A 10,842-nucleotide genomic window follows, 5' to 3' on the forward strand; every position below is an offset into this window, starting at 1 on the left:
CCTTTGGCGGCGATCTCTAGGTCGATCAACATGGGTCTCTCCGATAATCGTGATGCCCACGCGTTTAGCGCCCGGGGCAATTGGGCGCAAGCATCTGAGCGCGTCAAAACCCGGTCGGACAAGGGCATGCGTCAGAATTGCGTCGCTTGACCCTTCCCTGTGGCGCAAGTCTTGCTAGTCTTCAGGCAACAGGAAAAAGGATCACTGCAATGAAAATCACATGGCTTGGACATTCATCGTTTCGGATCGAGATCGGCGGGCAGGTTCTGTTGGTCGATCCCTGGCTTAACGGCAACCCGATGTTGCCCGAGGACAGCCACGCAGCGGCAACGGACGGGGCGAGCCATATCCTTCTGACCCATGCGCATTTTGATCATGTGGCCGATGTTCTGCCGCTGGCGCGCAAACAGGGGCTGACGGTGGTCGGGCAATATGACCTCATGGCCCATTGGGAGGCGCAGGAAATGATCGAGGTCATCGGGTTCAACAAGGGCGGCACGGTCGATCTTGGCGGGGTCAAGGTTACGATGGTGCATGCCACCCATTCGACCAGCTTTGGCAGCGATGACGGGCCTCGGGTGCCCGGCACAGAATGCGGTTACATGATCGCAGGCGAAGGTCACGTGATCTATCTCTCGGGCGACACCGATGTGATGGCCGATATGGGAGTGTTCCACGAGCTGCACCAGCCCGATATCGGAATCCTGTGCGCGGGCGGGTATTTCACCATGGATATGCGGCGCGCGGGCTATGCGGCCAGAAAGTTCTTTGATTTCAAAACCGTGATCCCCTGTCATTACCGCACCTTCCCGATCCTGGAGCAATCGGCAGAGGAATTGGTCAAGGCGCTGCCCGGCGTCAATGTGATCGAGCCTGAGGTGATGGAGCCGATCACGCTCTGACCTTGCGGCGGGTGCGTCATGGGGGCTCTGCCCCCGCCCAGGAAAATTCGGCGAATTTTCCCGGTCTCCCCCGGAGTATTTCCGGAAAGATGAAAGCGATCAGGTGGTGCGGCGGCGGCGTTGCGGTTTTGGCCGCGTGGGCCTGGCGGGCTTGCCGGTTTTTTCGACCTCGGCTTCCTGCGGCATGCCCAGCTGATCGCGCAATACGCGCGGGCGGATTTCTTCGACTTCGCCAGGCTTGAGCTGTCCGAGTTGAAACGGGCCGTAAGAAACCCTGATCAGCCGGTTGACCGAGAGGCCGACCGCCTCCATCGCGCGGCGGATTTCGCGGTTCTTGCCCTCGCGGATCGAAACGGTGATCCAGGCATTCGCCCCCTGCTGGCGATCCAGCGTGACCATCATCCCCTGGAACCGTTCGCCGTTGACGGTGATCCCCTTGCGCAGCGGATCGAAGGTGGCATCGGTCGGGCGGCCGTTGACGCGCACGCGGTAGCGGCGCAGCCAGCCGGTCGAGGGCAGTTCAAGCTTGCGCTTGAGCGTGCCGTCATTGGTCAGCAGCAAAAGCCCTTCGGAATTGAGATCGAGCCTGCCGACGCTCATCACCCGCGGCAGGTCTTCGGGCAGGTCGTCATAGATCGTGGCCCGGCCCTGTTCGTCGCGGTTGGTGGTCACAAGGCCGGTGGGCTTGTGATAAAGCCAAAGCCGCGCCGGTTCGGGCGCGTCCAGTGCGCGACCGTCCACCACCACCTTGTCGGCCGGTGTCACATTCAATGCGGCGCGGGTGATCCTGACGCCGTTGACGGTCACGCGACCGGCCTCGATCAGGCGCTCAGCCTCGCGGCGGCTGGCGATGCCTGCGCGCGCGATAACCTTGGCGATCCGGTCGCCTTCTGGGGGTTTGGTGCTCATGTGTCATCGCTTAGCCTATTCGCGGGGCTTGCGAAAGTGGTGATGGCGGGGCAAAGACGCCCCATGACATTCAAAAGCCATATGATGACAGCGCTGGAGGAGGCGCGCGCCGCGGCCCTGCGCGGCGAGGTGCCGGTGGGGGCCGTGGTGGTTGACCCAAAGGGGCGGGTCGTGGCGCAGGCGGGCAATCGCACGCGCGAATTGAACGACCCGACAGCGCATGCGGAAATCCTCGCGTTGCGCGCCGCCTGTGCCGCAACGGGAAGCGAGCGCTTGCCGGGCCATGATCTTTACGTCACGCTCGAGCCCTGCGCGATGTGCGCCAGCGCGGTGGCCGCCGCCCGGATTGCACGGCTTTACTATGGGGCGAGCGATCCGAAATCCGGCGGGGTGGCACAGGGCGCGCGCGTCTTTACCCATCCGCAATGTCACCATATGCCCGAGGTCTATGACGGCATCGCCGCCCGCGAGGCCGAAACCCTGCTGAAGGCGTTCTTTCAGGATCGGCGGCGCGATCCGGATCGCTAGAGCATCGTCAGGGCATCCACAAGAAACGGATGCCGCGCGATGGCCGGATCGACCACCGCCTGACGCAGGATCGGTTTCAACGTCTCAGCCAGCGTTTTGGGCATATCCTGCAAAATCCCCTTGCGGGCGGTCACGCTTATGGTGCGCGTCAGCGGCGCCATCGGCAGTTCCAGAACGTCGATCTGATCGGCGAAGCGGCGGGCGCGCATCAGGGCCAACGGCGTCATGATGCTCCAGCCTGTGCCCTGCCCGACCAGCGCCAGAATGGCGTGATAGCTATCAAGTTCAAACCGGTGAGGCAGGGTCAGGTTTTGCCGTGCCAGATGCGACGAGATCAGCCGCCCCATGTAATGGCGCTGCGTATACTGGATCAGCGGCAGGCGCTTGAGTTGTCGCAAGACGTCGCCGTCGGGATCAATCACCCCCTTGGGGGCCGCCACGGCAAAACCTTCGCGCAGGATCGGGTGGACCTCGACCCAATCGGTCTCGGCGCCGAACTCGGCGGCGACAATCACGTCGAGGGCACGCGCGTCAAGCAGGTCATAGAGGTGATGACTTGCGCCGGTTTCCAGCAGAAACTGACAGCGGGTGAGTTCGCCCGCCATATGGGTCAGAAGCTGGGGCGTTACATCGGCCTCGAGGTCTTCGATCATGCCAAGGCGAAAGCGGGTCAGCGTCGAGAGCTGCGACATCGCCAGCTCGGCGCGCGCCTGTGCGGCCTCGTTCAGGATCGCTTGGGCGCGGCGGTGCATGATCTCGCCGGCTGGCGTAAGGCGAATGGGGCGGGCGTTGCGTTGCAGCAATGTGGCCCCGACCGCGCCTTCGAGATTGGTCAGTTGCTGGCTGACCGCCGAGGGGCTGGCGCCCAGACGGCGGGCGGCGGCAGAAATCGAACGCTCATCGGCAGCGGCCATGAACACCTCGATTCCCCAAAGGGTTATCCGGCCGGGGCTTTCAACCATGCGGATCTATTTGCCAAGCTTGGCCAGCTTTTCCTGCAATTCAGCCAGCTGTTTCTTGATATCGCCAAGATTGTCGTCGTCCGCGTCGGCCCTGGTGTCGGATTTTTCCGGCGTGGTGCCCATACCGGGAAGGTTTCCGGTCATCGCCTTCATGAAGGCCTCTTGCTGGGCGCGCATGGCATCCATGCCGGGCATCGAGGCCATCGGATTGGCCTTGGTCATATTTTCCAGCATCTTGGATTGACCATCGCGCAGCATTTCAAAGCTGGCGGCCAGAAACTCGGGGACAACGCTTGTGGCCTGGGTGGTATAGCTACGCACCAGATCATTGAGCACATTCAGCGGCAGCACGCTTTCGCCACGGCTTTCATGCTCGGCGATGATCTGCAAAAGGTATTGCCGGGTCAGGTCATCACCGGACTTGAGGTCGATGATCTGGACTTCGCGGCCGTCGCGGATGAATTCGGCGATATCTTCCAGCGTGACGTAATCGGATGTCTCGGTATTGTACAACCGACGGCTGGCGTAACGTTTGATCAGCAACGGTTTTTTGGTTTCAGCCAAGGCGTATCCTCCCGGAAAATGCAGCGCTGCAGCGTAGCTTAGACACAAGTGTAGCAAAAAGAAAGAGCGAGCCTTTTCGGCTCGCTCTTCGCAGTCCATACCCGTCAGGGAGGGGTTAGGGTATGTAACCTGCTATTACTTCGCCGCTGCCGTGGCTTTCTGGGTCGCTGCGGTCACTTCTTCCGCGGCTTTCTTGACGGCTTTGGTCGCGTCGTCCTGCATGGATTTGCCGGCCGACATCATCAGCTCAACGGTTTCCATTTGGACTTTTTTCGCGATCTCGGCGAAAGCGGCCATGTTTTCAGCAGCAACTTCGGCGTTGGCCGATGCAAAATCGGTTACGGCCTTGGCGTAATCTGCGGGCTCTGCCTTGGCTTTGGTGACCTCGTTCAGCTTGGCCAGGGTGTCCTTGGTCCACTTGCTGGAGATCTCGGCCGATTTCTCGGCTGCCGACAGAGCAACGCCCGACAGTTTTTCGTTCAGGGTTGCCTGGTTTTTGAAGGCATCTTCCATTGCCTTGGTGTCAACGGGGAACGCGCCCATGATGTCTTTCAGTGCGGCGTTGAAATCTTGAGTCTTAGCCATTTGGTAAGTCCTTTCAATTGAGCGGCGTGCTTGCCGTGTTCTGTATTCTGGAAACAGATATACATGCCGCAGTGCAGCATTTCAAGTCTTTTTTCTGCACTGCGGCATTTTCTTGCTCAGAAAGGAAAAACGTTTAAAATCCGTCGCTTGCTTTTATACGCACATAGGTTCCCGGTGCCGGAGCCAACGAGGGGTGATCCGAATCGCCCGGCTGGCGCGCCGGAATCATCTTGCCGGACCGTTTGCGCAGCCATGCTTCCCACCGCGGCCACCATGACCCCTCATGAAACTTTGCACCTTCAATCCAGCCATCGGCGGGCACGCTCAGGTCGTCATTGGTATAATGGCCGTATTTCTTCTTGGAGGGCGGATTGACGATGCCCGCGATATGGCCCGACTCTGAGACGATAAAGGTCCGGTCCTTGGCGCCGGTCTGCTGAAAGCCGCGATAGCAATCCTTCCAGGCCGCGATGTGATCCGTCTCGCAGGTGATTGCCATCAGGGGCACCTTGACGTCGCTGACATGCAGGGTTTCGCCCAGAATCTTGAACCCGCCCTCGATGAATTCGTTCCGCTGGCACAGGCCGCGCAGGTATTGCATGGTCATCCTGCCCGGAAGATTGGCACCGTCGCCATTCCAATAAAGCAGATCAAAGGCAGGCGGTGTTTCCCCCATCATGTAGCTTTTGACCGCCGGCTGATACACAAGATCCTTGGAGCGCAGGAACGACATGGTGCGCGACATGATGAAGGACCGCAACAATCCCTGTTGCGACACTTCCTCTTCGATGCCGTCAATGAAATCATCCTGAAGGAAGGGGGTGAATTCGCCCTGCTCGGAGAAATCGGTGAGTGCGGTAAAGAAGGTTGCGGATTTGACCGACTTGTCGCCCCGCTTATCCAAAAGCGCCAGCGTCAGGTGAAGCGTCGTGCCCGCGATGCAATAGCCCACGGTATTGACCTGTTTTTGACCGGTGATCGCCTTGACCTCGGAAATGGCAGTCAGGAACCCCTCTTCGATATAATCCTCAAGCCCGACCTCGGCATAGCTTGCATCGGGGTTGATCCAGGAAACCACGAACAGGGTATAGCCCTGATCCGTGACCCATTTGATCAGGCTGTTCTGTTCCTTGAGATCGAGGATATAAAACTTGTTGATCCAGGGCGGAAAGATGATCAGGGGCGTCGCATGGACCTCTTCGGTGGTGGGCGCATATTGGATCAGCTCCATCATCCGGTTGCGGAACACCACGTCGCCCGCGGTTGTGGCGATGTTCTTGCCAAGCTCGAAGGACGTGTCATCGGAAAGGCGCACGACCAGTTCGCCCTTGTTGGCCTCAAGGTCCGCAATCAGGTTTTCAAGCCCCTTCACCAGGGATTCGCCCTCGGTCTGCACCGCCCGCTCAAGGGCATCGGGGTTGGTGCCCAGGAAATTGGTCGGGGACATCATATCGATGATCTGATGCGCGAAATAATCCAGCCGCCGCTTTTCCTTGGGGTCAAGATCATCAACGTCGCCGACCGCATTCTGGATCGCCTGCGCGTTCAGCGCATATTGCTCCTTGATGTATCTGAAATAGGGGTGGGTCTTCCAAAGCGGGTTCGAGAAACGCTTGTCCCCGGCAAGAATATCGGCGGTATCCTCAAGTTCAGCGGCATCGCCGCGCAACATCAATTGCTGCGCATCGACGAAATGGCGCACCGATTTGCCCCAGTATTCAAGCTGTTTCTCGTAAATCTTGCCGGGATTCTCGAGCATTTCGGTCCAGTAGGAACTGGCCGCCTTGGCAAATAGTTCCTGCGAGGGGCTATTGAGCGTGGGGTTTGCAGGGTTGCGGGATGCGAGGGCCTGAATCAATCGCTGCGAAAGCTGCTCAACCTTGGCAAGGTTTTCGTTGAGCTTTTCGATATTTTCTCCTGCGACATCGTCTTGCATTGCCATTTATTCTATTTCCCCTTAACTTTTTCTGCTATGCAGCATCACGTCGCCGGACCGGAGGGGCAATGCGACGGATGGAACCGGGCACCATTGCCTATAGGACGGGCACTTCTTGCCTTAGTAGGAGACGAACGATGCGTTACATGGCGACATACGACCTGATGGAAACCCTCCGAAACACCAATCAATGGCTTGGTGCCACAGCACTTTCAATGGCATCTTATCCTGTTTTCAGCATGGTGCCAAACCCTGCTTTGAACTGGCTTGCCGCTTGGGGCGAGGTCACGGAACGCACGTTTCAACGCATGGTGACCAAGCCCGACTGGGGCATTGACAGCATCACCGGCGAAGATGGCCGCGATCACCTTGTCACCATAGAAACGATTGTCGAGCGACCCTTTGGCGATCTCATTCATTTCAATGTCGCCGGCCGCGCGCCGATGGCACGGCGCGTTCTGCTGGTGGCGCCGATGTCTGGCCATTATGCGACGCTGCTGCGCTCGACCGTGCGCTCGCTTTTGCCCGATTGCGACGTCTATGTCACCGACTGGCACAACGCCCGCGACATCCCGGTTTCGGAAGGCAAGTTCGATATCGAGGATTACACCGTCTACCTGATGGACTTCATGCGCAAGCTTGGCTCGGACCTGCATGTGATCGCCGTGTGCCAGCCCGCGCCGCTGACCCTCGCCGCCACCGCATATCTCGCCGAGCTGGACCCCGAGGCACAGCCACGCACCCTGACCCTGATCGGCGGGCCGATCGACCCCGATGCAACCCCGACCGATGTGACCGACTTTGGCCGTCGTGTCACCATGGGACAGCTCGAAGAAACCATGATTCAGCGCGTCGGCTTTCAGCGCAAGGGCGTTGGCCGGATGGTCTATCCCGGTCTTCTGCAACTGGCGTCCTTCGTGTCGATGAACGGCGAGCGTCACGCACAGGCCTTTTCGGATCAGATCGCCCGTGTCGCACAAGGCGAAGCCAGCGATCACGACGCCCATAACAAGTTCTACGACGAATATCTCGCCGTCATGGACATGCCCGCCGAATTCTACCTGTCCACGGTCGAGCGCATCTTCAAGGGCCTGGAAATCGCACAGAACCGCTTTGTGGTTGAGGGCCATCAGGTCGATATCGGCAAGATCACCAGTGTCGCCGTGAAAACCGTCGAAGGCGGAAAGGATGATATCTCGGCGCCGGGGCAGTGCGTTGCCGCCCTCGCACTTTGCACCGGTCTGCCGGATGAGAAAAAGGCCAGCTACCTCGAACCCGACGCTGGCCATTACGGCATTTTCGCCGGGCGCAGCTGGCGCAACAATATCCGCCCGCTGGTACTTGATTTCATTGATGCCAATTCGGCGCCCCCTGCCCCGGCAAAATCTGCCAAGGCAGCGCCCAAGGCGGCCAACAAGAACCTCGCCGCGAACGGGTAAGCCGATCTGAAAGAACCGAAACGGGCCGCTGATCCTCTCAGCGGCCCGTTTTTGTTTGACGCGGTTGATCCCCCCAATCAGGCATCGACCCGCTTTTGCAGCACGAACGGCTGATCCAGCCATCCGCGCAACGCCGCCGTGGTCCTCTCGGGGGCTTCCAGCGGCGGCAAATGCCCCGCGTCCTCGATCACCGACAGGGTGGCATAGGGGATAAGCTCTGCCATAAAGCTATGACGCTTGACCGGCGTCAGCCCGTCATGGCGGCCACAAAGCACGAGCGTTGGCACCTTGCAGCGCCGCAACACCGATTGATAATCGCGCCTGCGTTGCAGCGCGCGTGTCTGGCGGATGATCGCATCCACGCCAATATTTTCGGCCATTTCGACAAGTTGCGCCAGCACTTCCGCGCGTCCGACACCCGGCGCAAGATGATCGGGTTGCAGGAAACTCTGCACCGCATCCCCAAGGCTTGCCGAGCGCAGCTTTATGATGAACGGCTCGTATGCAGTGGCCGATTGCGGCGTTTCCGCAAGCGGATTGGTATCCATCAGCGCGATCCGCGACACACGATCCGGCGCGCGGCGCAAGATCTCCATCGCGACGATCCCGCCCATCGACAGCCCCGCCAGTGCAAAGCGGCGTGGCAGCACGTCAAGCAGCCCCGAGGCGATTTCCTCTACCCGGTCACCGCCGGTGATCGGGGCGACTGTCACGGCAATATCGCGGCTCAAATCCGTCAATTGCCGCGCGAAAAGACGCGAATCGCACATCATGCCGGGCAAAAAAACCACCGGATCATGGGTCATGAAACATCCTTTCGCTCGATCTTCGACCAAAACCGCCCCCGCCCCAGATTGACACCAGATGCGCGCCCCCGGTCAAGCCATTCAGTGCGCCGCGTCTCTTGCATCGCCGACCCGTGCGAGAACCTCTGTCACCGAGCGCGCGATAAGGTCCAGACAATCGGGATCGGAAAAGCGGTGATCGGCCCCACGCACAAGCGTCAGGCGCATATCCGGCCCGATTGCATGGTCCAAAAGCTGCATTGCGACCGACATATCCACATCTTTATCCGCTGTTCCTTGCAGAAATCGAACACTGAACGGCAAACTCAGCGGATCGCGCAAAACCAGATGCTGGCGGCCATCTTCGATCAGCCGACGGGTGATGATATAGGGCTCGCCATAGTCGCTTGGCAGGGCGACCTGTCCGGTTTCGGTCAATTCCCTGCGCTGTGTTTCATCAAATCCGGCCCACATGGAATCTTCGGTGAAATCCGGCGCAGCGGCAATGGTGACAAGCCCCGCCACCCTCTCGGGCATGGCGCGCGCCAGCAGCAGGGAAATCCAGCCGCCCATCGACGAGCCGACCAGAACCTGCGGCCCTTTGGTCAGCGCAGTGATCGCCGCACGGGCATCCGCCGCCCAATCGCCGATGCAGCCATCCATGAAGGCGCCCGAGGATTGGCCATGGCCAGAATAGTCAAAGCGCAGAAAGGCGCGCCCGGTCTTGCGCGCCCACTCCTCAAGATAGAGTGCCTTGGTGCCCTCCATATCCGAATTGAAACCACCCAGGAACACCACCCCCGGCTGCGCGCCGGGGCTTTGATGATAGGCAAGTCTGCGGCCTTGATCGCTGGTCAGGAAACTGGGATCGGGCATGGCGTTCTCCGTCGTTGCGCCAGGCGATCATGCACCGCGATGTCGCGACGGGCAAACCGGTTTTCAACGACCGGCTTCAAGCCTGTCCGAGACCGATCAGCCCCCGACGTAAGACCCTTGGCGGGGGCGGTAGAACACCTTTTGATTATGCAGGCGCCCCAGAAGATCGTGAATCTGGCGCAGGGCCTCATCCGATTTTCCCGCCACGTCGCCGGTTTTGTCATGCTGCACGGCCTGCGCCGCCAACTCTGCCTTTGTCTGGCGCAACGAGGTCTCGATCAGGTCCATATCTTCGACGGTCAGTTCGAAATTCGTATTATAAGTCGGCATTCAATGCGGCCTTTCTGTTGGATGGTGGATGCAATCCGAAGATTCTCATATGCGGCAAATTACGCATCAATTGCGACAAGTCCATAAATTTTTTCAAACTGCGTCAATGTGTTACCTTTTGTCACTGTATGCGATGGAACACGGCCAATCGGATGGGATGCGACGAACTGGCGGGTCTTGACGCGCGTGGCGCACGCGGGCATACCCACGCCATTGACCCGCAACCGGGCGCTCCGTGGGCGCCAAACCGACGAGGAGCCGCGTATGGCCCAGATTTCCCTCACTTTTCCCGATGGCTCCAAGCGTGACTATGCCTCCGGCATCACCCCCGGTGAGGTGGCCGCAGACATCTCGACCTCGCTTGGCAAAAAGGCGATTTCGGCACATGTCGATGGTCAGCACTGGGATCTGCAATGGCCGATCGACCGTGATGCGGGCATCAGCATCAACACGATGAAAGACGAGGCCCCCGCGCTTGAACTGATCCGCCATGACCTGGCGCATGTGATGGCCCGCGCGGTGCAGGAGCTTTGGCCAGACGTCAAGGTCACCATCGGACCGGTCATTGCCAATGGCTGGTATTACGATTTCGACCGCGATGCGCCGTTCACGCCCGAGGATCTGGGCCTGATCGAGAAAAAGATGAAAGAAATCATCAACCTGCGCGATGGTGTGCGAACCGAAATCTGGGATCGTGCCCGCGCGATCAAGCATTACCAAGACAACGGTGAACCTTTCAAGGTCGAGTTGATCGAGGCGATCCCCGGCGACGAACCCCTGCGCATGTATTGGCATGGCGACTGGCAGGATCTGTGCCGTGGGCCGCATCTGCAAAACACCGGGCAACTTCCGGCGGATGCGTTCAGGTTGATGTCGGTTGCCGGGGCTTACTGGCGCGGCGACAGTGACCGCAAGATGCTTCAGCGGATTTATGGCGTGGCCTTTACCGGCAAGGAAAAGCTCAAGGAATACATGACCTTCCTTGAAGAGGCCGAAAAGCGTGACCACCGCGAGCTTGGCCGTGAG

12 protein-coding genes are annotated in these 10,842 nt (G+C 59.6%); 4 read left to right on the forward strand and 8 right to left on the reverse strand.

The genetic code is table 11. The annotated features are described in order from the left end of the window. Window positions 1-209: 209 nt before the first annotated feature. Window positions 210-902, forward strand: coding sequence for a metal-dependent hydrolase (locus QZ522_RS14240; RefSeq protein ID WP_294612877.1), 693 nt, complete (start codon window positions 210-212; stop codon window positions 900-902). Between the two features lie 99 nt (window positions 903-1,001). On the opposite strand, the gene QZ522_RS14245 is transcribed toward QZ522_RS14240, so the two are convergent. Beyond that, window positions 1,002-1,811, reverse strand: a complete 810-nt coding sequence (locus QZ522_RS14245) for a pseudouridine synthase (RefSeq protein ID WP_294612880.1) — start codon at window positions 1,809-1,811, stop codon at window positions 1,002-1,004. A 63-nt stretch (window positions 1,812-1,874) separates the two neighbouring features. Between QZ522_RS14245 and QZ522_RS14250 the strand changes: the two genes are divergently transcribed. Beyond that, window positions 1,875-2,339, forward strand: a complete 465-nt coding sequence (locus QZ522_RS14250; protein ID WP_294612883.1) for a nucleoside deaminase — start codon at window positions 1,875-1,877, stop codon at window positions 2,337-2,339. Here the strand turns inward: QZ522_RS14250 and QZ522_RS14255 are convergent. From QZ522_RS14255 to phaC, 4 genes are all read right to left on the reverse strand, one after another. Beyond that, a complete protein-coding gene (locus tag QZ522_RS14255) occupies window positions 2,336-3,301 on the reverse strand; it encodes a LysR family transcriptional regulator (RefSeq protein WP_294612886.1) in 966 nt (321 codons plus the stop codon). The two genes, QZ522_RS14250 and QZ522_RS14255, sit on opposite strands and share 4 nt — an antisense overlap. 6 nt (window positions 3,302-3,307) lie before the next feature. Beyond that, window positions 3,308-3,865, reverse strand: coding sequence for a polyhydroxyalkanoate synthesis repressor PhaR (gene phaR / locus QZ522_RS14260; protein WP_294612889.1), 558 nt, complete (start codon window positions 3,863-3,865; stop codon window positions 3,308-3,310). Window positions 3,866-4,000: 135 nt separating this feature from the next. Then, complete coding sequence (locus tag QZ522_RS14265) at window positions 4,001-4,450, reverse strand: phasin family protein (protein WP_294612891.1); 450 nt, start codon at window positions 4,448-4,450, stop codon at window positions 4,001-4,003. 133 nt (window positions 4,451-4,583) lie between these two features. Further along, a complete protein-coding gene (gene phaC / locus QZ522_RS14270; RefSeq protein WP_294612894.1) occupies window positions 4,584-6,392 on the reverse strand; it encodes a class I poly(R)-hydroxyalkanoic acid synthase in 1,809 nt (602 codons plus the stop codon). 131 nt (window positions 6,393-6,523) lie between these two features. Here phaC and phaZ point away from each other — a divergent pair, with 131 nt between their 5' ends. Further along, window positions 6,524-7,825 carry a polyhydroxyalkanoate depolymerase gene (gene phaZ / locus QZ522_RS14275; RefSeq protein ID WP_294612898.1) on the forward strand — a complete coding sequence of 434 codons (1,302 nt, stop codon included), beginning with the start codon at window positions 6,524-6,526 and terminating at the stop codon, window positions 7,823-7,825. A gap of 77 nt (window positions 7,826-7,902) precedes the next feature. Here phaZ and QZ522_RS14280 read toward each other — a convergent pair whose 3' ends face one another. The 3 genes from QZ522_RS14280 to QZ522_RS14290 form a co-directional block, all read right to left on the reverse strand. Further along, window positions 7,903-8,631: an alpha/beta fold hydrolase gene (locus tag QZ522_RS14280; RefSeq protein ID WP_294612900.1), complete on the reverse strand. Its 729-nt coding sequence runs from the start codon at window positions 8,629-8,631 to the stop codon at window positions 7,903-7,905. An 81-nt stretch (window positions 8,632-8,712) separates the two neighbouring features. Then, window positions 8,713-9,486 carry an alpha/beta hydrolase gene (locus QZ522_RS14285; protein WP_294612903.1) on the reverse strand — a complete coding sequence of 258 codons (774 nt, stop codon included), beginning with the start codon at window positions 9,484-9,486 and terminating at the stop codon, window positions 8,713-8,715. A gap of 96 nt (window positions 9,487-9,582) precedes the next feature. Next, entirely contained in the window at window positions 9,583-9,816 is a 234-nt protein-coding gene (locus tag QZ522_RS14290; protein WP_294612906.1) for a hypothetical protein, read from the reverse strand. A gap of 264 nt (window positions 9,817-10,080) precedes the next feature. On the opposite strand from QZ522_RS14290, the gene QZ522_RS14295 reads away from it, so the two are divergent. Then, window positions 10,081-10,842, forward strand: a 762-nt coding sequence (locus QZ522_RS14295) for a TGS domain-containing protein (protein ID WP_294612909.1), incomplete at its 3' end; no start/stop codon positions are given.

Origin of the sequence: uncultured Roseovarius sp. (assembly GCF_913054395.1) — a bacterium.
Classification (GTDB): Bacteria; Pseudomonadota; Alphaproteobacteria; order Rhodobacterales; family Rhodobacteraceae; genus Roseovarius.

Coding starts and splice junctions, on each gene's coding strand:
- QZ522_RS14240 (WP_294612877.1), top strand. CDS start 210: ATGAAAATCACATGGCTTGGACATTCATCGTTTCGGATCGAGATCGGC.
- QZ522_RS14245 (WP_294612880.1), bottom strand. CDS start 1,811: ATGAGCACCAAACCCCCAGAAGGCGACCGGATCGCCAAGGTTATCGCG.
- QZ522_RS14250 (WP_294612883.1), top strand. CDS start 1,875: ATGACATTCAAAAGCCATATGATGACAGCGCTGGAGGAGGCGCGCGCC.
- QZ522_RS14255 (WP_294612886.1), bottom strand. CDS start 3,301: ATGGTTGAAAGCCCCGGCCGGATAACCCTTTGGGGAATCGAGGTGTTC.
- QZ522_RS14265 (WP_294612891.1), bottom strand. CDS start 4,450: ATGGCTAAGACTCAAGATTTCAACGCCGCACTGAAAGACATCATGGGC.
- phaC (WP_294612894.1), bottom strand. CDS start 6,392: ATGGCAATGCAAGACGATGTCGCAGGAGAAAATATCGAAAAGCTCAAC.
- phaZ (WP_294612898.1), top strand. CDS start 6,524: ATGCGTTACATGGCGACATACGACCTGATGGAAACCCTCCGAAACACC.
- QZ522_RS14280 (WP_294612900.1), bottom strand. CDS start 8,631: ATGACCCATGATCCGGTGGTTTTTTTGCCCGGCATGATGTGCGATTCG.
- QZ522_RS14285 (WP_294612903.1), bottom strand. CDS start 9,486: ATGCCCGATCCCAGTTTCCTGACCAGCGATCAAGGCCGCAGACTTGCC.
- QZ522_RS14290 (WP_294612906.1), bottom strand. CDS start 9,816: ATGCCGACTTATAATACGAATTTCGAACTGACCGTCGAAGATATGGAC.